16 protein-coding genes are annotated in these 22,267 nt (G+C 69.7%); 3 read left to right on the top strand and 13 right to left on the bottom strand.

The annotated features are described in order from the left end of the window. Positions 1-61 precede the first annotated feature (61 nt). The 3 genes from FZO89_RS14165 to FZO89_RS14155 all read right to left on the bottom strand — a co-directional run bounded on the left by FZO89_RS14165 (position 62) and on the right by FZO89_RS14155 (position 3,982). On the bottom strand, positions 62-2,191 hold the full coding sequence (locus FZO89_RS14165) for a putative bifunctional diguanylate cyclase/phosphodiesterase (protein ID WP_149103859.1): 2,130 nt from the start codon (positions 2,189-2,191) through the stop codon (positions 62-64). Then, complete coding sequence (locus FZO89_RS14160; RefSeq protein ID WP_187471203.1) at positions 2,188-3,105, bottom strand: phosphate/phosphite/phosphonate ABC transporter substrate-binding protein; 918 nt, start codon at positions 3,103-3,105, stop codon at positions 2,188-2,190. The genes FZO89_RS14165 and FZO89_RS14160 overlap by 4 nt, the downstream gene beginning before the upstream one ends. A gap of 100 nt (positions 3,106-3,205) precedes the next feature. After that, positions 3,206-3,982, bottom strand: coding sequence for an RNA methyltransferase (locus FZO89_RS14155; RefSeq protein WP_149103858.1), 777 nt, complete (start codon positions 3,980-3,982; stop codon positions 3,206-3,208). Positions 3,983-4,070: 88 nt separating this feature from the next. Between FZO89_RS14155 and FZO89_RS14150 the strand changes: the two genes are divergently transcribed. Next, positions 4,071-4,904, top strand: coding sequence for an inositol monophosphatase family protein (locus FZO89_RS14150; RefSeq protein WP_149103857.1), 834 nt, complete (start codon positions 4,071-4,073; stop codon positions 4,902-4,904). 161 nt (positions 4,905-5,065) lie between these two features. Here FZO89_RS14150 and secF read toward each other — a convergent pair whose 3' ends face one another. The 9 genes from secF to FZO89_RS14105 form a co-directional block, all read right to left on the bottom strand. Beyond that, positions 5,066-6,031: a protein translocase subunit SecF gene (gene secF / locus FZO89_RS14145; protein WP_149103856.1), complete on the bottom strand. Its 966-nt coding sequence runs from the start codon at positions 6,029-6,031 to the stop codon at positions 5,066-5,068. 19 nt (positions 6,032-6,050) lie between these two features. Beyond that, positions 6,051-7,937, bottom strand: coding sequence for a protein translocase subunit SecD (gene secD, locus FZO89_RS14140; protein WP_149103855.1), 1,887 nt, complete (start codon positions 7,935-7,937; stop codon positions 6,051-6,053). 141 nt (positions 7,938-8,078) lie between these two features. Next, the gene (gene yajC, locus FZO89_RS14135) at positions 8,079-8,420 is read right to left on the bottom strand and encodes a preprotein translocase subunit YajC (RefSeq protein WP_149103854.1); all 342 of its coding nucleotides are present in this window, start codon (positions 8,418-8,420) and stop codon (positions 8,079-8,081) included. Positions 8,421-8,536: 116 nt separating this feature from the next. Continuing rightward, positions 8,537-9,664, bottom strand: coding sequence for a tRNA guanosine(34) transglycosylase Tgt (gene tgt, locus FZO89_RS14130; RefSeq protein ID WP_149103853.1), 1,128 nt, complete (start codon positions 9,662-9,664; stop codon positions 8,537-8,539). 436 nt (positions 9,665-10,100) lie between these two features. Then, positions 10,101-11,117 carry an ABC transporter ATP-binding protein gene (locus FZO89_RS14125; RefSeq protein ID WP_149103852.1) on the bottom strand — a complete coding sequence of 339 codons (1,017 nt, stop codon included), beginning with the start codon at positions 11,115-11,117 and terminating at the stop codon, positions 10,101-10,103. Beyond that, positions 11,114-12,811, bottom strand: a complete 1,698-nt coding sequence (locus FZO89_RS14120; RefSeq protein ID WP_149103851.1) for an ABC transporter permease — start codon at positions 12,809-12,811, stop codon at positions 11,114-11,116. Before FZO89_RS14120 ends, FZO89_RS14125 begins: the two co-directional genes overlap by 4 nt. Positions 12,812-12,925: 114 nt before the next feature. Next, complete coding sequence (locus FZO89_RS14115; protein ID WP_149103850.1) at positions 12,926-13,999, bottom strand: Fe(3+) ABC transporter substrate-binding protein; 1,074 nt, start codon at positions 13,997-13,999, stop codon at positions 12,926-12,928. A gap of 118 nt (positions 14,000-14,117) precedes the next feature. Further along, a complete protein-coding gene (queA, locus tag FZO89_RS14110; protein ID WP_149103849.1) occupies positions 14,118-15,149 on the bottom strand; it encodes a tRNA preQ1(34) S-adenosylmethionine ribosyltransferase-isomerase QueA in 1,032 nt (343 codons plus the stop codon). Between the two features lie 31 nt (positions 15,150-15,180). Next, positions 15,181-15,612, bottom strand: a complete 432-nt coding sequence (locus FZO89_RS14105; protein WP_149103848.1) for an Lrp/AsnC family transcriptional regulator — start codon at positions 15,610-15,612, stop codon at positions 15,181-15,183. Between the two features lie 185 nt (positions 15,613-15,797). On the opposite strand from FZO89_RS14105, the gene FZO89_RS14100 reads away from it, so the two are divergent. Then, positions 15,798-17,294, top strand: a complete 1,497-nt coding sequence (locus tag FZO89_RS14100) for an aminotransferase class III-fold pyridoxal phosphate-dependent enzyme (RefSeq protein ID WP_149103847.1) — start codon at positions 15,798-15,800, stop codon at positions 17,292-17,294. A 48-nt stretch (positions 17,295-17,342) separates the two neighbouring features. On the opposite strand, the gene FZO89_RS14095 is transcribed toward FZO89_RS14100, so the two are convergent. After that, complete coding sequence (locus FZO89_RS14095; protein WP_149103846.1) at positions 17,343-19,409, bottom strand: phytase; 2,067 nt, start codon at positions 19,407-19,409, stop codon at positions 17,343-17,345. Positions 19,410-19,673: 264 nt separating this feature from the next. Here FZO89_RS14095 and FZO89_RS14090 point away from each other — a divergent pair, with 264 nt between their 5' ends. Beyond that, complete coding sequence (locus tag FZO89_RS14090; RefSeq protein ID WP_187471163.1) at positions 19,674-22,187, top strand: TonB-dependent receptor; 2,514 nt, start codon at positions 19,674-19,676, stop codon at positions 22,185-22,187. The last annotated feature ends 80 nt before the right edge of the window (positions 22,188-22,267 follow it).

Raw genomic sequence — 22,267 nt, 5'->3', positions numbered from 1 at the left:
CAGGTGCCTGCGCGCCGCAGCGTATCCCTCGACCGCAAACGTCACCGGGGCATGGGGCGGACTACGCCAGCAGGCGGGTGAATTCCTGGTTTTGCATCGGGTGGCCCAGCCAGAAGCCCTGGGCCATGTCGCAGCCGCGTTCGCGCAGCAACGCGTACTGGCCTTCCTTTTCCACGCCCTCGGCGACGACATGGATGCCGAGCGAGTGCGCCATGGCGATGATCGCGGTGGTCAGCGCGAGGTCGTCCGGGTCCCGCAGCACGTCGGCGATGAAGCTGCGGTCGATCTTGACCCCGTCCACCGGCACCCGCCGCAGGTGGCTCAGGCCGGAGAATCCGGTACCGAAATCGTCGAGCCAGACCTTCACCCCGGCGTTGCGCAGTCGCGCCAGCAGGCTGCTCACCCGGGCCTCGTCGCCGATCACCGCGGTCTCGGTCAGTTCGACGTGCAGGTGCTGCGGTGCCAGTCCGGTTTCGCGCAGCACCGCCTCGACCTGCGCGGCCAGGTCCCCGGTCCGCAATTGTCGCGCCGACACGTTGACCGAGACGAACAGGCCACGTGCCGCGGGGAAGTCGCGCTGCCAGCCACGCGCGTCCATGCAGGCAGCGCGCAGCACCTGCGGGCCGATGACCTCGATCAGGCCGCTCTGCTCGGCCACGTCGATGAACAGCGACGGCGCGACCGGCCCGTGCACGGGGTGCCGCCAGCGCAGCAGCGCCTCGGCGCCGGCGAGCCGGCCGTCGTCGAGGCGGTAGACCGGCTGGTAGGCCACGCTCAGCTCGCCGCGTTCCCATGCGCCGCGCAGGTCCTGCTCCATGCGCACGCGGCGTTCGACCGCCTGGTCCATCACCCGGCTGTAGAAGCGGTGGCAGTTCTTGCCGGCCACCTTGGCCTGGTACATCGCGATGTCGCCGTTCTTCATCAGCGAGGAGACATCGGTCGCGTCGTCCGGGAACAACGCGATGCCGATCGAGATGCCGAGGAAGACCTGGCGGCCATGCACCGCGATCGGCCTGCCCAGTTCGCACACCAGCGATTCGGCCAGGCGCTCGGCGCGCATGCGGATGTCGTCGCCGCCCGCGCCGCCCTGCAGCAGGACCACGAACTCGTCGCCGCCGAAACGCGCCAGCTCCGCGCCCGCGCCGCCATGCAGGTCGATCACGTCGCGGATGCGGCTGGAGAACTGCATCAGCACCTCGTCGCCCGCATCGTGGCCGATGGTGTCGTTGACCCGCTTGAAATCGTCGATATCGGCGAACAGCAGCGCCAGCTGCCGCGCCGACCCGTGGCCTTCGGCCACGCGCTGGTCGAGCAGTTCGCGGAACGCCAGCCGGTTCGACAGGCCGGTCAGCGCATCGGTGTAGGCCATGCGCCGGATGTCGCGGTCGTGGCGGACGATGCTGTCGCGCATGTGCGCGAACGCACGCATCAGGTCGCCCATTTCGTCGTTCCGGCGGCTGGCGGGCACTTCCGCCTCGAAGTTGCCGGCTTCGATCTCGCGCGCGGCATCGGCCAGCTGCCGCACCGGCGACACCAGCGCGCGTTGCAGCACGTAGCCGATCGCGACCAGCAGCGCGACCATCGCCGCCAGCAGCAGCCCGAGCCACAGCAACTGGCTGCGTCCCATCTCGCCCAGGCGCCCGGACATGATCCCGCCGACCTGCTGCTCGTCGGCCTTGACCGCCGCCAGCGAATAGCCGACGCGGACGCCGCCGAGCCTCTGGTCGCCGATCTGGATCGGTGCGGCGACGTCCACCAGGCTGTCGCTGGACTGCACGTGGGCCTCGCTGAGCGAGAGCACCTCGAACGCGAACGGGTCGCCCATCGCCTGGCCATAGGTCGAGATGTCCGCACTGCCGTCGTGGATGATCTGGCCCTGGTTGTCGTAGACGATGACATAGCTGACGTCGGGCTGGCGCAGCACGTTGCGCACCGCCGAGCCGATCGCCTCGAGGTCGAAGTAGTAGAGCGGGTTGACCAGCGAGTCGGCCAGTTGCAGGGTCGCGGCCTCGCCGTGCGACAGCAGCCGCTTGGACGAGAACTCGTGGATCGCCTGCAGGCTGAGCTGCTGCATGTCGCGGTGCATCGCGTCCTGCCGCTGCAGCACCAGCGCCACCAGCCCCAGCGAGACCAGCAGGGCGATGGCCGCCACCAGCGCGAACCGCCCGCGCAGGCCCAGGCGGCGCCTCATTCGACCTCCCGCGTCACCCGGGACACGCCGCGACGCAACTGCTCGAGCGCGCGCGCGGTCTGCGCGTCGATCGGCACGAAGCGTGTGGTCTTGAAGAACCGCAGCAGCGCCTCGCGCGCGTCGGGATCGTCGGCGGCGCCGGCGAGAACCTCCCGCAGGCGCTCGCGCACGCGCGGATCGAGGTCGCCACGCACCATTTCCAGCGCCCGCGGGAAGTCCGGGGTCTCGCGCAGGATGCGGAAATCCTGGCGGTACGATGGCGGCACCCGCTGCGGGTTGATCCAGTCGAGGTTGCTCATCGCCCCGGCGTCCACCAGGCCCTTGTGCACCCAGGACGACACGTTGAGCTCCGAGCGGCCGAACACATAGCCGACCGAGTCCGGCGCGGGGCGGTCCAGCGGCGAAAGCAGCACCTCGAGCCGCAGCCCGATGTCCAGCAGTTCGGTGGCCGGTACGTAATAGGAACTGGTCGAGAAACGGTTCTGGAACGCGATGCTGCGGCCGCGCAGTTCGGCCAGAGACCGCACCGGGCTGTCGTTGCGCACGAAGAACAGCGTGCGGTAGCTGCCGACCCCGTCGCGCTCGGTCATCAGCAGCGGCTCGGCCCCCGCGCGCTCGGCCAGCGCCATCGCGGTAGCCGCGGTTTCGGTGACCCAGTCGACGCGGCCGCGGCGCAGGTAGCTCTGCATCTGCTGTGCGTCGCGCGCCATCAGCACCCGACCCTCGCGGATCCCGACCTCCGCCAGCCGCGGCACCACGTAATCCAGCAGCGGCTCGAGCTGTTCGTAGTGCGCTTGGGGATTGTCGCTGATCCGTCCCAGCACCAGCACGCCGTCGTCCGCCCTGGCCGGCGCCAGCAGCGCCAGGCACAACGCCAGCAGCCACGACAGGCGACCGGAACCGGGGAACGACACTGACAAGGGGCGGTTCCAGTTCAGGACGGGCACGGCGGCGAGCCTAGCCGAAAACCCGCGACGCCGGTAGCGAATGCCGCGCGTGCAACGCCGCAGCCGATCATTCGCCGCCGCCCGAGGCCAGTCTGGCCATGCGCTGGGCGTCGGCCAGCACCCCGCGCAGCAGGCGCACGTCGCGGTCGTCCAGCCGGCTGCGCATGAAGATCCGCCGCAGCTTGCGCATGGCCGACTCCGGCGCGCGTCCCTTGTGGAAATCGATCGCGTCGAGGGTGTCGCCCAGCTGGGCGAAGAATCCCTCCAGTTCGGCATGGCTGGCGGGCGGTTCGCCACCTTCCGGCGGAGCCACGGGGATCGGCGCCTGCCCCTGCAGCCCCAGCATGGCGAGCCGCAGCTCGTAGCACAGCACCTGCACGGCCGCGGCCAGGTTGAGCGAGCTGTACCCCGGATCCGCCGGGATCGTCACCGCCGCGTGGCACAGCTGCAGTTCGTCGTTGTCGAGCCCGGTGCGCTCGCGTCCGAACACCAGCGCCACGTCGGTCTCCCGGGCCGCGGTGGCGACTGCGCGCGCGCCGGCCTCGCGCGGCGGCAGTTCCTCCAGCGCGATCCGGCGGCTGCGCGCGGTGCAGCCGAGCACCAGCCGGCAGTCGGCCACCGCTTCGGCCAGCGTCGCCACCCGCGGCGCGACCTCGAGCACGTCGCCCGCACCCGCCGCCATGGCGGTCGCGTCGGCATGCGGGAAGCGCTCGGGCGCCACCAGCACCAGGCGCTGCAGGCCCATGGTCTTCATCGCGCGCGCGGCCGAGCCGATGTTGCCCGGATGCTGGGTGCCCACCAGGACGATGCGGATGCGCCCGGCGGCGTGCAGGAGTTCGCTCATGGCGCCGATGGTAAACTGCGCGCCCGGCCCAGCGCCGGCCCGCTCTTTGCCACCCGCCGAAACCCGACCGCGCCCCACGGAGTCCGCAATGCTCGCCCCTGCCGTCAACATCATGGTCAAGGCCGCACGCGCGGGCGGGAACATCCTGCTGCGGCACATGCACCGGCTGGACGCGCTCAACGTGGTCGAGAAGGACCGGCTGGACTACGCCAGCGAGGTCGACGGGCTGGCCGAGGAAGCGATCATCAAGGAACTGCGGCGCGCCAGCCCGGACTACGCCGTGCTCGGCGAGGAAGGCGGCGCGCAGAAGGGCAACCGCGGCCCCAGCCGCCATACCTGGGTGATCGACCCGCTCGACGGCACCAGCAACTACCTGCACGGTATCCCGCACTGGTGCGTCTCGATCGCGCTGTGCGAGGGGCCCGAGCCGCTGCACGGCGTGGTGTTCGACCCGCTGCGCAACGAGCTGTTCATCGCCAGCCGCGGCGCCGGCGCGCAGCTCAACGACAAGCGCATCCGCGTCGCCGAGCGCAGGGATCTCTCCGGCACCATGCTCGCCACCGGCTTCCCGCCGCGCGAGCGCAAGCGGGTCGACGCCCACCTGGACTGCATCAAGGTGCTGTTGAAGGATGCCGAGGACGTGCGCCGCACCGGCTCGGCCGCGCTCGACCTGGCCTGGGTCGCCGCCGGCCGCTGCGACGCCTATTTCGAGGCCGGCGTGCAGTCCTGGGACATCGCCGCCGGCGTGCTGCTGGTGCGCGAGGCCGGTGGCCGCGTGATCGACTTCAAGGGCGGCGCCACCGGGCCGATGCACATCCCCGGCGCCGCCGCCGGCCGCCAGCTGATCGCCGGCAACATCAAGGTCACCGATGCGCTGCAGAAGGCGATCGTAGCCACGGGTTACGCGAAGGAGTTCGGTTGAACTGGAGCCGTGAAGGGTGGGAGAGCCGTAATTCGTGATTCGGGAAAGCGCCAAGCGGCCCTCGAACCATAATCCGCCCGGATCCAAAAGAAGAAGGCCGCGCATTGCGCGGCCTTCCTGCTTTTCCAATCACCAATCACGAATTACGGCTCTACCGCCCATCACGGCCTCCTGGCCAGCGCCGCCTCGTCCCGCGCCTTGGGCAGCAGGTCCTGCTTGGTCACGCGCAGCACGCCCAGCGTCAGCAGCGGGCAGGCCACCAGGATCGACGACGCGGTGCCGATCACGATGCCGATCATCATCGCCTCGGACATGCCTTCCAGCGAGCCGCCGCCGTAGAGGTACAGGGCCAGCACCGTCAGGAACGCGACCAGCGAGGTGATGATGGTGCGCGACAGGGTCTGGTTGATCGAGGTGTTGAGCACTTCCAGCGGATCGGCGCGCATGCTGCGGAAGTTCTCGCGCACGCGGTCGAACACCACGATGGTGTCGTTGATCGAGAAGCCCATCACCGTCAGCAGGCCGGCCAGCAGGGTGAGGTCGAACTCGCGCCCGGCCAGCGAGAACCAGCCGGCGACGATCAGCACGTCGCCAAGGGTGGTGATGATCGCCGATACCGCGAACTTCCACTCGAAGCGGAACGCGATGTAGATCAGGAAGCCGAGCACCACGAACACGATCGCGTAGATGCCCTTTCTCGCCAGGTCCTGGCCGACCTGGGGGCCGACGTAGGAGCGGCCCTTGATCGTCGCCGCGTTGTCCGGCGTGGCGGCGGCACGCAACACGTCGTCGGCGGTGCGGTTGATCGCCTCGGCGTCGCTGCCGCCGTCCTTGGGCTGCAGGCGGATCATCAGGTCGCTCGCGGTGCCCATGGTCTGCACCTGGGCGCCGGGATAGCCGGCCGCCTCGAGCCGGCCGCGCACCGCGTCGACGTCCGCCGGCTTCTGGAACACCAGTTCCACCGACGTGCCGCCGGTGAAGTCGAGCGCGTAGTTGAACTGCTTGGTCGCGATCAGCACCACCGAGGCGGCCATCAGCAGCAGCATGAAAATGATGGTGACGAAGCGCCAGCGCATGAAGTCGATGCGCGTGTCCGCCGGGATCAGCGTCAGGGGGAACAGTTTCATGGCGTGGGTCTCCCGGCGCTCAGATGGCGACCGACTTGAGTTTGCGCTTGCCGCCGTAGACCAGCGTGGCGATGCCGCGCGAGACGGTGACCGCGGTGAACACCGAGGTGACGATGCCGATGACCATCGTCACCGCGAAGCCGCGCAGCGGGCCGGTGCCGAATGCGTACAGCGCGATGCCGGCGAGCAAGGCGGTCATGTTGGAGTCGAAGATCGTGCCCGACGCCTTGTCGTAGCCGGTGGCGATCGCCGTGCGCGGCGGCAGGCCGGCGCGCAACTCCTCGCGGATGCGTTCGTTGATCAGCACGTTGGCGTCGACCGACATGCCGATCGACAGGGCCAGGCCGGCGAAGCCCGGCAGGGTCATGGTGGCCCCGAACAGCGACATCACCGCCACCACCATCAGCAGGTTGAGCAGCAGCGCGAAACAGGTGAACAGGCCGAACATGCGGTAGTAGATGGCGAAGAACAGCAGGGTGAACAGGAATGCGTACATCACCGCCTGGGTGCCGCGCGCCACGTTCTCGGCGCCGAGCGTCGGGCCGATCACGTTCTCCTCGACGAAGTCCATCGGCGCGGCGAGCGCGCCGGCCTTGAGCTGCTTGGCCAGTTCCGCGGCTTCCTCGCGGCTCAGGCCGGTGGTCTGGAACTCCTTGCCGAACACGCCGCGGATCGTCGAGGAACTGATCACGCGCTCGACCGTGCGCGCCGAGCGGACCTCCTCGCCGTCGACCATCGTCACCGTCGGAATCCGCTCGACATAGACGATGCCGAGGCGGTTGCCCACGTTCTCCAGGGTGTGGTCGAGCATCCGCTTGCCGCCTGCCGCGTTGAGCGTGATTTCGACTGCCGGCAGCCCGGTCTGGGGATCGGTTTGCGGCAGCGCATTGACCAGTTCGTCGCCCGAGACCAGCAGCCGGCGCGAGAGCAGCAGCGGCTGGCCGTTCTGGTCGTGGTAGATGCGCGAACCGGCGGGGATATTGTTGTCGGCCTGGGCCGCGGCCGCCTGCGCCTCGTCGCCGGTCACCGCGCGGAATTCGAGCGTGGCGGTCGCGCCGATCAGGCGCTTGGCCTCGGCGGTGTCCTGCAGGCCCGGCAACTGGATCACCAGCCGGTCCTCGCCCTGGCGCTGCAGTACCGGCTCGGCGACACCGATCGCGTTGATGCGGTTGGCGATGACGTTGCGGTTCTGCTCGATGGCGTCGCTGGCGATGCGCGCGATCTCCGACTCGGACAGGCGCACCGTGATGCGGTTGCCATCGACGTCGAGGGTCGGGGCGCCGGTACCGAGAGTCGCCGCCGCGCTCAGCCCGCCCATCGCGGTGAGGATCTCGCCACGCGCGCGCCCGGCATCGGCGGGATCGGTCAGCACGACCTGCACGGTGTTGTCCGGACGGCGCTCGGCGCCCGTATAGCCGATCCGCGCCTCGCGCAGGGCGGTGCGGATCGCGTCGGCGTAGGCGTCGACGCGCTTCTCCAGCGCCGCCTTCTGGTCGACCTGCATCATGAAGTGGACGCCGCCCTGCAGGTCCAGGCCCAGCGACATCGGCCGGGCGCCGAACGACTCGAGCCACGCGGGCGTGGTCGGCACCAGGTTCAGCGCCGCAGAGTAGTCCTCGCCCAGCGCCGGCCGCAGTGCATCGGCGGCACGGGTCTGGACGGTCGCGTCCGGCAGGCGCACCAGCAATTGCTCGCCCTCGAGTGCGACCGAATTCGCCTGCACGCCGGCCTCCTCCAGGATGCCCTGCACGCGTGCGAGCAGCGCCTCGTCGACTACCGCCGCGGGGCGGTTCCTGGTCACCTGGACCGACGGATCCTTCTGGTAGAGGTTCGGCACGGCGTACACCGCGCTGAGCAGCACCACGATCAGGATGAGGACGTATTTCCAGCGGGGAAAGTCGAGCATTGCGGGCATCGTCTGCGAAGGGGGAGGCACCGGCCCTCGGGCCTCGCCCCCGTGCCGCCCCGGAACCGGAGCGGGAGGGTCGGTACGGTCACGCGGCGTCGCGGGGCGGCAGGCGCCGGCCGCACCGCGCCACCTGGGCGGTCAGGCCGCCTTGAGCGTGCCCTTGGGCAGCACGTTGGCGATCGCGCCCTTCTGCACGCGGATCTCGACGCGGTCGGCGATCTCCACGGAGATGAAGCTCTCGCCCATCGCGCGCACCACGCCGGCGATGCCGCCGTTGGTGATCACCTCGTCGCCGACCGCCAGCTTCTCGAGCATGCCGCGATGTTCCTTCTGGCGCTTCATCTGCGGACGGATCATCAGGAAGTACATGATCGCGATCAGCACGATCGGCATGATCAGGAAGCTCAGGCCACCACCCTGGGGGGCCGCGCCGGCGGCCTGGGCATGGGCCGGGGCGATCAGCAGGTCGAGCAGGTTCATCGGTTCAGTTCCATATCGCGGAAAACAGCCGGGAATTATGCCACGGCCCCGGCCCGGGGCGCCGCCGGGCGCGGGTTTCTGCGCCACGGGGGCGGGAAACCTCGCCGGAGCGGGTGCTATCGGGCTTCGAGGGACGCGTGGAATGACTCGCGGAAGGCGGCGAAGGTTCCCTGCCCGATCGCCTCGCGCATGTCGGCCATCAGCTTCTGGTAGTACCAGAGGTTGTGCAGGGTGCCCAGGATCGGGCCCAGCATCTCGTTGCAGCGGTCGAGGTGGCGCAGGTAGGCGCGGCTGTAGCCGCCGGCGCAGGCCGGGCAGCCGCAGCCTTCCTCGATCGGCCGCAGGTCATGCTCGTACTGCGCGTTGCGCACGCGGACCACGCCGGTGGAGGTGAAGTAGTGGCCGTTGCGGGCATTGCGGGTCGGCATCACGCAGTCGAACATGTCCACGCCGCGGGCGACCGCTTCCACCAGGTCCTCCGGGCGCCCCACGCCCATCAGGTAGCGCGGGTGGTCATCGGGCAGCTGCGGGCAGGTGTGTTCGAGCATCGCATTGCGCTCGGTCTCGGTCTCGCCGACCGCCAGCCCGCCGATCGCATAGCCGTCGAAGCCGATGGCCTTCAGCCCTTCGGCCGAACGCGTCCGCAGCGCATGGTGCACGCCGCCCTGGACGATCCCGAACAGTGCCGCGTCGTTGCCCGCGTGCGCGATCTTCGAGCGTTCCGCCCAGCGCAGCGACAGTTCCATCGAACGCTCGACCACGCTGCGCTCCACCGGCTGGCCATCGACCTGCACCGGCGGGCATTCGTCGAAGATCATCACCACGTCCGAGCCGAGCACCTTCTGGATGTGCATCGATTCCTCGGGACCGAGGAACACCTTCGAGCCGTCGGTGGGCGCGGCGAAGGTCACCCCGGCCTCGGTGATCCTGCGGCGGTGCGCGAGCGAGAACACCTGGAAGCCGCCGGAATCGGTGAGGATCGGCCCGTCCCAGCGGGCGAAGCCGTGCAGCCCCCCGTGCGCCGCGATCACTTCCAGCCCGGGCCGCAGGAACAGGTGGAAGGTGTTGCCGAGGATGATCTGCGCGCCCAGCGCGCGCACCTGTTCCGGCAGCATGCCCTTGACCGTGCCGTAGGTGCCCACCGGCATGAATGCCGGTGTCTCGACCGTACCCCGCGGAAACGAGAGCCGGCCGCGGCGCGCAACGCCGTCGGTGGTCAGGAGCTGGAACTGCATGCGGGACATGGGAGAGCCGGGAATGGGGAATGGGGAATGGGGAACCGGGAATGGGGAACCGGGAATGGGGAACCGGGAATCGGAAATCGGGAATGGAAAAGTGGACGGCGACCGGCGACCGGCGACCGGCGACCGGCGACCGGCGAGAGCCTAATGGTTTGTCATCCCGAGCGCAGCGAGGGATCTTCTTTGCGGCGACGGAGAGCCAGATCCCTCACTGCGTTCGGGACACATCGCGCTGGTCGCGACATGATGCCGCGGGACACTACACCGGAAGGACAGGATCCCGAGAGTGACCTGTCCCGGGAGGTTCATGACACTGCAGGCCGGGACAGTTGTGCCTTCCATCGTCGAGGACGCAGCCGAGCCGACACGACTCGCCGATTGCGTGAAGCTCGGCTGGCAAAGACCAGCCCCCCTACTGACGAATCCGCCAAAGGCCGCGCTACGAGGCATCCACCTCCCGGCGCGGCAACGCCACCAACGGGACACCAACCAGGCGCAGCGCGAGCGTCGTACCGGGAGCGGGAATCGCGTTCCCGGACACGTCGACTTCGACCACCTCGCCACCCGGCAGGCGCAGCAGCAGGACGTGCTGCGGACCACGGAAGATCCTCGAAAGCACCTCCGCCCGGATCGCGCCGTTGTCGTCCGGCACCAGCTGGTCCGGTCGCAACAGCACCTCGCCGCCGCCCGGCAGGCCCAGCGCCCCCGCCGGCAGCACGCAGCCGCGGCCGACGAAGCCGGCGACGAAGCGGTCGGCCGGGGCGCGGTACAGGGTCTGCGCATCGGCCCACTGCAGGATGCGGCCGCGGTGCATCACGCCGATGGCATCGGCCATGGCGAACGCCTCGGCCTGGTCGTGGGTGACCAGCAGCGCGGTGGTGCCGGTGCGGCGCAGGATGGCGCGCAGCTCGGCGGCGAGGTGTTCGCGGGTGTCGATGTCGAGGTTGGAGAACGGTTCGTCGAGCAGCAGCAGCGACGGCGACGGCGCCAGCGCGCGCGCCAGCGCCACGCGCTGCTGCTGGCCGCCCGACAGCTCGTGCGGGTAGGCGCCGGCGCGCTCGGGCAGGCCGACCAGCGCCAGCACCTCGGCGATGCGTGCGTTGCGCGCGGCGCGCGGCCGCCCCGCCAGCCCGAAGCCGACGTTGCCGGCCACATCCAGGTGCGGGAACAGGGCGTAGTCCTGGAACATCATGCCGATGCCGCGGTGCTCCGGCGGCAGGGTCGTGGTGGGCGTGGACAGCACCTGTCCGTCGAGTTCGATGCGGCCCGCGCGCAGGGGCTCGAAGCCTGCGATGGCGCGCAGCACGGTGGTCTTGCCGCAGCCGGAGGCGCCGAGCAGGCAGCCGATCTCGCCCTTTGCCAGCACCAGCGACAGGCGCTCGACCACGGTGCGCTCGCCGCCGGCGGCCGGGTAGGCGACGCGGATGTCGTCGAGCCGCAGCATCGCCTGGCTCATGCCGGCGCCACCTCGTGCCCGTAGGTCAGGCCGGTGCGCGCCAGCAGGATCACCGGCAGCAGGCCGGCCAGCACGATCAGCAGCGCTGCCAGTGCACCGTCTTCGTAGGCGCCGCGCGCGGCATCGGCGTACAGCCAGGTGGCGAGCGTCTCGAAACCCAGCGGGCGCAGCAGCAGGGTGGCCGGGAGTTCCTTCATGGCATCGACGAACACCAGCAGCGCCGCGGCCGCGAGTGCCGGCCGCAGCAACGGCAGGTGCACGCGCGCGAGCATGCGGCGAGGCGCGGCGCCCAGGCCGCGCGCGGCCTGGTCCAGCGATGGCGCGATCCGCGCGAGGCCCGCTTCGACGCCGCCGCCGGCGATCGCGAGGAAGCGCAGCATGTAGGCGAGCACCAGCGCGCCCAGCGACCCCATCAGCAGCATGCGCGGCTCCAGGCCCGCGGCGCGCAACAGCAGGTTGGCGCCATCGTCGAACCAGGCCAGCGGCGCGAGCAGGCCGATGGCCAGCACCGTGCCCGGCACCGCATACCCCAGGCTGCCGATGCGCAGTGCGGCCGTGGCCAGCCGCGTGCGCCGACGCGCCTGCGCCAGCCGCAGCGCCCAGGCCAGCACGAGTCCTGCGGCCAGGGTGGCGGCCGTGGCCAGCAGCGCAACCCGCAGCGTGTTCCAGGTACTGCGCCACAGCATCGGCGAAACGCCGGTGCCGTCGACGATGCGCTGCCCGCTCTCGATCGCGAGATGCGTGGCCGGCGCGACGAAGCCCAGCACGACCGGCAACGCCACCAGCGCCAGCGCGCCCCAGCCCGCCGCGCCACGCAGGCGCTGCGGCTGCATCGGCCGCGGTCGCATCGCGCTGGCATAGCCCGCGCGGCGGCGCCCGGAACGCTCCAGCGCGATCACCGCCACCACCACGACGAGCATCGACAGCGCGATCTGGGCCGCGCCCGGCAGGTCGCTGCGCGTCACCCAGGTGGTGTACACCGAGACGGTGAGCGTCTGCACGCCGAGGAATTCGGACGCGCCGATGTCGCCCAGGGTTTCCAGCAGCGCCAGCGCCGCACCCACCGCGATCGCCGGCCGCGCCAGCGGCAGCGCCACGCGCCGGAACACGGCCGCGCGCGACGCGCCGAGCGTGCGCGCGGCCTCCAGCAGGCCCGCCGCCTGGGTCATGAACATCGCGCGCGTGGTGATATACACGTAGGGATAGAGCACCAGCCCGAGCAGGACGATGCAGCCGGCCAGGCCGCGGATGTCGGGCAGGCGGAATTCGCGCGGGCCTTCATGGCCGAGCACGCTGCGGATCGCGCCCTGCACCGGGCCGAGCGGATGCAGCAGGTCGAGGTAGGCGTAGGCGACGATGTAGGTGGGCACCGCCAGCGGCAGCAGCAGCGCCCAGGCCATCACCGCGCGGCCGGGGAAATCGTAGGCGGTCACCAGCCACGCGCTGCCGGTGCCGATCGCGACCGACAACGCGCCGACGCCGAGCAACAGCCACAGCGTGTTGCGTGCCGCCTGCGGCAGCACGTTGGCCACGATGTGCGGCCAGGCGTCGCTGCCCTGGGCCGCGGTCCAGGCCAGCGCCAGCAGCGGCAGCAGCGCAACGGCGGCGATCGCCAGCGCGGCGAGCAGCCAGCCATCGGGCCGCGCGCGCGAACGCACAGGCGCCATGGCCAGCGCACTGGCGGCGGCAGTCATCCCCGGGCGGCTCCGAGCGGAATCGCGATCAGGCGGCACCGGTTCGACACCGGCACGCACGCGCCGTCATGCCCCTCGCCGGTTCCCGATGCCCGATTCCCCATTCCCGCGCTGTCAGTTGTCGAACCCGACCCGGTCGACCAGCTCGCTGGCCTGGCGGCGGTGTTCGGCGATCCGCGCCAGCGGCAATGCGTCGACCTGCATCGGCCCGAAGCTGGCGACGACCGGATCGAGCTCCACGCCGGCTTTCACCGGATACTCGTAGTTGGCCTTCGCGTACAGGCTCTGCGCCTCGTCGGAGACGAGGTACTCCAGCAGCTTCACCGCGTTGTCGCGGTTGGGCGAATGCAACGCCACGGCCGCGCCGCTGATGTTGACGTGGGTGCCGCCACCGTCGATGGCGAAGGTCGGGCGGATCACCTGGATCGCATCGCCCCACTGGCGCTGCTCGCTGCCTTCGGCCTCGTTCTTCATGCGGCCGACGTAGTAGGCATTGGCGATGCCGATCTCGCAGATGCCGGCGAGGATGTCGCGCGCCACGTCGCGGTCGCCGCCGGCGGCCTTGCGCGCCAGGTTGGCCTTGACCCCGCGCAGCCAGGTCTCGGTGGCCTCGGCGCCGTGGTGGGCGATCATCGCCGCGATCAGGCTGGTGTTGTACGGGTGCTGCCCCGAACGGATGCAGACCTTGCCCTTCCACTTCGGATCGGCGAGCTGCTCGTAGGTGAAACCGTCGAGCGCGAGGTCCTTGTCGGCATAGAGGATGCGGTCGCGCAGCGAGAGCGCGAACCACTGGCCGTCGGCGCCGCGCAGGTGCGCGGGGATGGCGTCGGCCAGCACCTGCGACTGCACCGGTCGGGTCTGGCCGGCGTCGACCAGGTCGAGCAGGTTGCCGGTGTCGACAGTCATCAGCACGTCCGCGGGCGAGCGCTCGCCTTCCGCGCGCACCCGCTCGAGCAGGCCGTCGCGCACGAACACGGTGTTGACCCGAGTGCCGGTCTGCGCCGTGAAGGCGTCGAGCAGCGGCTGGATCAGGCCGGGTTCGCGGGTGGTGTAGAGGTTGAGCTCGCCCGGGTCGGCGGCGGCCTCGGCGTCGGCGGTCGGTGCCGGAGCCGGGCTGCCGCCGCAGGCCACAAGCAGCAGGGCCGCGACGGGCGTGAACAGGCGGACGAGTCGGGGGAAGGCAGGCATGGGACGTCCTCGTACTGGGTTCCCGGCCGCCAGCGAACACCGCCGGCCACCGGAAGGGAATGAGAATTGTACTCATTTGGACGCGAGTCCCGCCAGCCGCCGGCCCGGCGCAGGCGTGTCACGGCCCCTGCGGAAACAGCAGCATCGCGTCGCCATAGGAGAAGAAGCGGTAGCGCGCCTGCACCGCGTGCGCGTAGGCCGCCAGGATCCGCTCGCGGCCGGCGAAGGCGGACACCAGCATCAGCAGGGTCGATTCGGGCAGGTGGAAGTTGGTGAGCAACGCATCGACGCTGCGGATGCGGTAGCCGGGGAAGATGAATATCCGGGTTTCGCCGGCGAACGGCTGCAATTCGCCGTCGCGCATCGCGCTCTCGAGCGCGCGCACCACGGTGGTGCCCACCGCGACCACGCGCCCACCGGCCTCGCGCGTGCGCCGGACCTGCGCGACGAGTCCGGCGCCGACGTTCAGCCACTCGCTGTGCATGCGGTGCGCGTGCAGGTCGTCCTCGCGCACCGGCTGGAAGGTACCGGCGCCGACGTGCAGGGTGACGTGGCCGAACGCGATCCCGCGCGCGCGCAGGTCCGCCAGCAGCGCGTCGTCGAAGTGCAGGCCCGCCGTAGGCGCCGCGACCGCGCCGACCTCGCGCGCGAACACGGTCTGGTAGCGCTCGGCGTCGTCGCGCCCGGGCGCGCGCCGGATGTAGGGCGGCAACGGCAGCCGCCCCGCTTCGAGCAGCCAGGCCTCCAGTGCGCCGTCGACATGGAACCGCAGATGGTAGAACTCGCCCTCGCGCCCGAGCACCTCGGCCACGCCGCCGGCATCGAGCGCGATGCGGCCGCCCGGCTTCGGGGGCTTGCTGGCGCCGACCTGGGCGCGCGCCTCGTTGCCGGGCAACAGGCGCTCGATCAGGATCTCGACCCGGCCGCCGGTCTGCTTCTGCCCGAACAGCCGAGCGGGAATCACCCGGGTGTCGTTGAACACCAGCAGGTCGCCCGGCCGCAGCCAGTCGCCCAGCGCACGCACCTGCGCATCGACCAACGGCGCCTCGCCCGGCGGCACCACCAGCATCCGGCTGGCCGAACGCTCGGGTAGTGGCGCCTGTGCGATCAGTTCCGCCGGCAGGTGGTAATGGAAGTCCGATTTCTTCATCGCCCGATTGTAGGACGGGCCGCGGCCCGCCCTAGCGCTCGAACTTGGTCGACAGCACCACGGCCGATGTCGTGCGCTCCACCCCTTCGATCGCGCCGATCCGGTCGGTCAGGTCGTCCATGTCGGCGACCGCCGGCACCACGCCCATCGCCACCAGGTCGTGCGCGCCGCTGACCGAATGCAGGCTGCGCACCTCGGGCATGCCGCGCAGCGCCTGCACCACCGCGGGCATCTGCTTGGGCAGCACGGTGATCAGGATGTGGGCGCGGATGTGGCCGCGCTCGACCTCCTCGTTGACACGCACGGTGTAGCCGCGGATCACGTCCTCGCGCTCGAGCCGCTCGATCCGGCTCTGCACCGTGGTGCGCGACAGCCCGAGCCGCCGGGCGATCTGCGCGATCGAGGCGCGCGCGTTCTCGCGCAGGGCGGACAGGAGCTGGGCATCGGCCGGGGTGATTTTCATGATTTGCGCAAACCGCTCGTCGATTCGACGAAATCATACGAAATTCTGCGCAGATCAGCCCTGTCTTATGCCGACAGGATCGAGATAATAGGGGTTTCGCCGCCCGTTCCCGCGGACCGGCCCTGTCACCCGCGACCTTTTCCGCCCCGCCGGCGGCACCGGATCGCCTTCCAGGAGAACGCACGATGCCCGTGACCGACGCCCTCGCCCCGCTGCGCGCCCACGACGGACAGCGCCGCACCAGCGGCCTCGACGACGCCACGATCGAGCGTCTCGCCGCGAGCCATCCCGAGCTTCGCGCCGCGATCGATGCCGCCGCGGCGGAGTACGCGCGCATCCGGGGCGAGTTCGCCGACCTGCTCGAACTCGACGAAGCCGCGCAGATCGAGGCCGTGCAGGCCGGCTACGTGAACTTCTACCCCGGCGACGCCGTGAACCCCTACGTCGCGCTCACCGCACGCGGACCCTGGATCGTCACCCTCAAGGGCGCGGTGGTCCACGATTCGGGCGGTTACGGCATGCTCGGCTTCGGCCACGCACCGCAGGCGGTGCTCGAGGCGATGGCGAAACCGCAGGCGATGGCCAACGTGATGACCCCCGGGCTGTCGCAACTGCGCTTCGATCGCGCCATGCGCCGCGAGATCGGACACACCCGCGGCGAGTGCCCGTTCGCGCGTTTCCTGTGCCTGAATTCGGGTTCGGAAGCGGTGGGCCTGGCCGCGCGCATCGCCGACGTCGGCACCAAGCTGGCGACCGACCCGGGCGCGATGCGTGCAGGCGCCGCGGTCAAGCGCATCGTCGTCAAGGGCAGCTTCCACGGCCGTACCGAACGCCCCGCGTTGTATTCCGACTCCAGCCGCAAGGCCTACATGCGGCACCTGGCCAGCTTCCGCGGCGAGGAGTCGCTGATCGCGGTCGAGCCCTACGACGTCGCGGCACTGCAACGCGCGTTCGCCGATGCGGATGCCAACGGCTGGTTCGTCGAGGCGGTGTTCCTGGAGCCGGTGATGGGCGAAGGCGATCCGGGCCGGGCGCTGCCGCGCGCGTTCTACGATGCCGCGCGCGAACTGACGAAGGCGCATGGTTCGCTGCTGCTGGTCGATTCGATCCAGGCCGGCCTGCGCGCGCATGGCGTGCTGTCGATCGTCGACTACCCCGGCTTCGAAGGCTGCGAAGCGCCGGACATGGAAACCTATTCCAAGGCGCTCAACGCCGGCCAGTACCCGCTGTCGGTGCTGGCCGTGACCGAACGCGCCGCGAACCTCTACCGCAGCGGCATCTACGGCAACACCATGACCACCAACCCGCGCGCGCTCGACGTGGCCTGCGCGGTGCTCGACGCCATCACGCCGGAGTTGCGCGCCAACATCCGCGAGCGCGGCAGGGAGGCGGTCGCCAGGTTCGAGGCGCTGAAGGCCGAGCTCGGCGGCCTGGTCACCGGGGTGCAGGGCACCGGCCTGCTGTTCTCGTGCGAACTGGCGCCGCAGTACAAGTGCTACGGCGCAGGTTCCACCGAGGAATGGCTGCGCGAGCGCGGGATCGGCGTGATCCACGGCGGCGCCAACTCGCTGCGCTTCACCCCGCGCTTCGACACGCAGTCCGACGAACTCGAACTGCTGGTGTCGATGGTGGGCAAGGCGTTGCGCGAGGGGCCGAGGCAGCAGCAGGCGAACGCAGCCTGATCCAGGCCTGGCGGTGCCTGCCGGATCGTGGCAGGCACCACCACACCGTCAGGGGCTGCGCATTTCCAGGTTCAGCGCTTCGGCGATCGCCTTCCACGGCACGATCTTGTAGTTCTGGTTCTGCACCGGCATCACGTTGCGCCCGTCCTGCGCGACGAACGCCCCGTGCTCGAAGCCGGGGCCGAGGTTGGCGCTGCTGACATCCAGTCCGTCGGTCTCCGAGATGCCGTCGATGCCGGCCACCGGATCGCCGGCGACGGCGAAGGATCCCAGGTACGCCTGGTCGCCCTCGAGCCGGTACACCGCATAGGTATCGTTGCCCTGGCTCGACGCGACGATGTAGCCGCGACCGTCGCCGAGGTCGTACAGCGCCAAGCCCTCGATATCGTCCCTGATCGCGGGATTGGCGTCGACGCGGTCGACTGCGGTCATCGTGTCGCCGCCATCGGGTTCGGCCGGCAGCTTCCACAGGGCCACGTCCTCCTCGCCCACGTACAGGGTGGCGGTCGCGTCGTCCGCAACGCAGCCTTCGGTCTGCGAATCGAACGCCAGTTCCCGTACCAGCTCGGTGCGCACGCGGCCATCGCCGGCGTCGACCAGCCGCCACTGCTTCTTCGCCGTTTCGTCGCCGTTGATGAAGACATAGGTGTCGCCGTTGCGCGGGCTGCGGAACATGCACAGGCCGTAAGGATCGTGCAGCCCGGTAGGCTGCGGGCCATCGGCGATGTCGACGAGCTCGCCCGTTTCGGCATCGAGCCGGTAGATCGCGATGCTCTTGTCGGTCCTGTTGCTGGCCGTGACCAGCGTGACCTCGCGGTCGCCCAGCCTGAAGCCATCGCGCAGGTCGACGTTGTTCATCTTGCCGTCGGCCAGGAACTGCCGCAGCCGGCCCTGCATGTCGTACACGTACAGGCCCGCCTTCTTGTCGGTGGCGATGACGAGGCTCTTCTCCGGCCGTGTCGGATGCACCCAGATCGCCGGGTCGTCGGCGGCGTCGCCGAAGCTGTCGACCGGCACCGTTTCGGCTACCGCGACGACCGCGGCGACCGCCGGCTTCGCCTCATCGGGTGCTTGCCCGGAAGTGGAGCCAGCGGAAATGCCGAGCGCCTGTGCCAGCGTCGCGATCGACACGAGCTTGACGTCCGGGCCGTCCTCGTCGACGACCAGCAGCACGCCGTCCGGGTAGTGCGCGCCGACCGCGGCGCTGCCCGCATACAACGGGCCCGGTTCGGCGAGGGGCTCGGAGGCGCCCTGCCCCGACACCGTCGCGCTGCCGATGAAGGCCGCATCGCGCTCCAGGTCGTAGACGTTCAACGTGCCCGCGGACGCGTTCGACGCCAGCAGCCAGCGCGCGCCTTCGCCTCCATCGTGGATCGCCAGCCCGCCGACCTCTTCCTCGATGTGGCCCCTCGGGGAATCGACCAGCACCGCGGACACGTCGGCTTCCGGATCGGCATCGAAGCGCCAGATTCCGACCGTTTCCTCGGACGCATAGACGTTGCCGGCACGGGCATCGACAACGCATTGCTTCAACGGCGACGGCACGGAGATCCGCCGTACCTGCCGCGCGTCCAGCCTGCCGTCGGCAGTGCCATGGATCACCTGCTGGTCGACTTCACCGCCGTCGCCGACGATGAAGGCATGCAGGGCGCCATCGAGCGGATGCCGGTACAGGCAGATCCCCTCGCCCGCGAAGCCCAGCGGGATCTCGCGCGCGCCGACGTCGGTCAACGCGTCGTCGGCGAAGCGGAACAACCGCAGGCGGTGGCCGTTGCCGTCGATGGCGACCACGATCGTCGCGAGCGACCCGTCGACGCGGACGCCACTGGCCACGTCGACGGCCACCGCCTCGCCGGCCGGCGTGGCACCAAGCCGCTTGCCCTCGAGCGAATACAGTTCGAGTCCGCCCAGGGCGGCGGTCGCCACGATCCGGGGCTCGCCTGCGGCGTCGGGGGCGCCGACCAGCGCGGCGCTGCCGATTTCCCTCGAGGTCGTCGGTGCAGTGGCCGCATGGGCCGCGACGGACGGCGCCTGCTGCTGCGCAGCATCCGACGAACACGCCGGCGCCGTCGTTACGAATGCGCAAGCAAGGGCCAGAAAAACGCGATTCTTCATGATTCCTCCCGGAGATTCCGGCGCGGGGAGCGCGCCCGACGTAGCGTCTGATTGGCGACCAAGCTAACGCGGCCGGGGGCCAATTTGCAAGAAAAATTCTATTTCTCTTGAAATATGGAATGTTTGTTCGTAATCTCCGCCCACGCGCTGCCTTCACTCCGTTGCAGAAACCGGCAGCCGACTCGTCCTCGGGAGGGACAGAACATGCGGACCTTGCGTCGAAGTGCCCTTTTCAAGGCATTGGTGCTCTGCCAGTGCGCGGTATTGCCATCCATCGCGTCCGCACAGGACTCGACGGGCGACACGACCCCGGCGTCGGAAGCCACCGACCTGGACGCCATCGTGGTCACCGGCCGTCGCGCCGCCGATCGCCTGGCGATCGACGACAAGCGCAGCGCCGATGGCCAGGTCGATGCGATCCGCGCCGACGACGTCGGCCGCCTGCCGGACCAGAACGTGGCGGAAGCCGTGCGTCGACTGCCGGGCGTGACGACGGTGAACGACCAGGGCGAAGGCCGCTACCTCACGGTACGCGGCGTATCGCCCGACCTGCTCAACGTGACGCTCAACGGGCAGACGGCCGCGGCGCCGGAACCGGAAAGCCGGCAGGTCAAGCTCGACGACATTCCTTCCGCGTTGATCGGAGGCGTGACCGTCTCCAAGACGCTGACGCCGGACATGGATGCGAACGCGATCGCGGGACAGGTGAACATCGAAACCGTGTCGGCGTTCGATCGCAACCGCACCTTCGGTTCGGCGCGCGCCGCCTACGGCCGCTACGACATCAACGGCGAGAACCCCTACGAGTACGACGCTTCGTTCGGCAGCGTGTTCGGCGCCGACAGGCAGTTCGGCGCGGTGCTGGCGGTCAACCGTTCCGACCGCAAGATCGGCTCGCAGAACGTGCAGAACCCGGGCGGCTGGATCGAGATCGACGGCAACGAAGTCCCCGAAGGCCTGGAAGTACGGCAATACAACACCCACCGCCAGCGTACCGGCGCAGTCGCCAACTTCGACTGGAAGGCCAGCGAGAACGCCTCGCTGTTCCTGCGCTTCATGTACTCGAAGTACCAGGACCAGGAAACGCGCGACGCGTTCGCCGTCGAGCTGGACGAGGACGGCATTTCGCCCGGTTCCGCCACCAGCGGCACGTTCGAGGGAGCCGAGGCGGTCCGCGCGATCCGTACGCGCGAGGAGACCACCACCAGCTTCACCGCGGCGACCGGCGGCGAGTTCCGCTTCGGCGACAACCGGCTCGACCTCGAAGCGACCTACTCGCGGGCGAACAAGCGCGACCCGCGTCGCGACGAATGGGGTTTCGTGGCCGAGGACGTCTCGGGCAGCTATTCGATCGGTCCGCGCAGCTACGACTTCTCGTTCGCCGACGATGCGGCGTTCGACCCGTCGAACTTCGAGCCGGACTTCTTCGAGCCCGAATCGCGGCGCGCGGTGGAAGACCTGTACCAGTTCCGCGCCGACTACGTGATTCCGTTCGGCACCGACGGCTCCGATCTCCAGGTCGGCTTCAAGTACCTCAGGCGCGACAAGAACAACGACGTCGACGGTGAAGCCTGGGAGTACGGCGACGGCGGCCTGACGATGGCCGACGTCCCCGGTGGCAGCTTCGACGCCGTCTTCGGCGGCCGCTATCGACTGGGGCCGCTGGTCAGCGGATCGCTGGCCGACGCGTACTTCGACGCCAACAAGGGCGAGTTCGAGGAAGACGGCGAGGGCACGCTCAGCGCCACCCTGGCCGGCGACTTCGAGATCGAGGAAACCATCACCGCCGCCTACGCGATGGCGCGCCTCTGGTTCGGCAACGTCACCGTCATCCCCGGCATGCGCATCGAACGCACCGAAGGCAGCTACGCCGCGCATGCCTTCGACGTGGAGAGCGGGTCTCTCGACCAGGCGTTCAACGTGTTCGGTTCACGCAGCTATACCGACATCTTCCCCGGCGTGAACATCCGCTGGGACGCCGGCGACAACCTGGTCGTGCGCGGCGCGGTGACCCGCGCGATCGGCCGCCCCAACTACGAGTCGATCGCGCCGTTCGTCGAGATCCAGGGCGCGGGCAGCCTCGAGCCCGAAGTCACGATGGGCAACCCGGACCTCGATCCGCTGTACTCCACCAACGTCGACCTCTCGGTCGAATATTACGTCGGAAATCGCGGCGTGCTTTCGGCGGCGGTGTTCTACAAGGACATCAGCAGCCCGATCTTCGCCGTCACCCGTACCGACCAGGACGGCGTGTTCGGCGGCCTGCCTCTGACCGGTGCCGAAGTCGGCAGCTGGGAGAACGCGGAGAAGGCGACGGTGTCGGGCATCGAGTTCAACGCGCAGTACGAGTTGAGCTTCCTGCCGTCGCCATTCGACGGTTTCAGCGTCGGCGCCAACATGACGTTCGTGGATTCGGAAGCCGAAGGCCTGCCGGCGCGCACCGACACGGTGCCGCTGGTCAACCAGTCCGACCGGGTGGCATCGGTGCAGGTCAGCTACGAGAAGTACGGTTTCTCGGCGCGACTGGCCTACACCTACCGCTCGGCGATGCTCAACGAGGCCAGCGAGGACGATCCGGAAGAAGACGTCTACTGGGACTCGCTGAAGCAGTGGGACATCAAGTTCGGCTACGAGATCAATCCGCGCTGGTCGGTGTTCCTGGAAGGCTCCAACCTCAACGACGCCATGATGCGCGCCTACGTCGGCCGCCGCGAGCGGACGATGGAACAGGAAATCTACGGCTGGTCCGCACGCATGGGCGTGCAGTTCAAGTTCTGACGACGAGGCGCCGCAAGCGACCTCCAGCGGCGGCCACTGGCCGCCGCTTTTTTTTCCGGTTGTTCTCACGAGGGAGAGGT

The sequence above is a fragment of the Luteimonas viscosa genome (assembly GCF_008244685.1).
Taxonomy (GTDB): domain Bacteria; phylum Pseudomonadota; class Gammaproteobacteria; order Xanthomonadales; family Xanthomonadaceae; genus Luteimonas; species Luteimonas viscosa.
The sequence above is the reverse complement of the archived record's forward strand: the minus strand, read 5'-3'. Positions and strand labels throughout refer to the sequence as shown.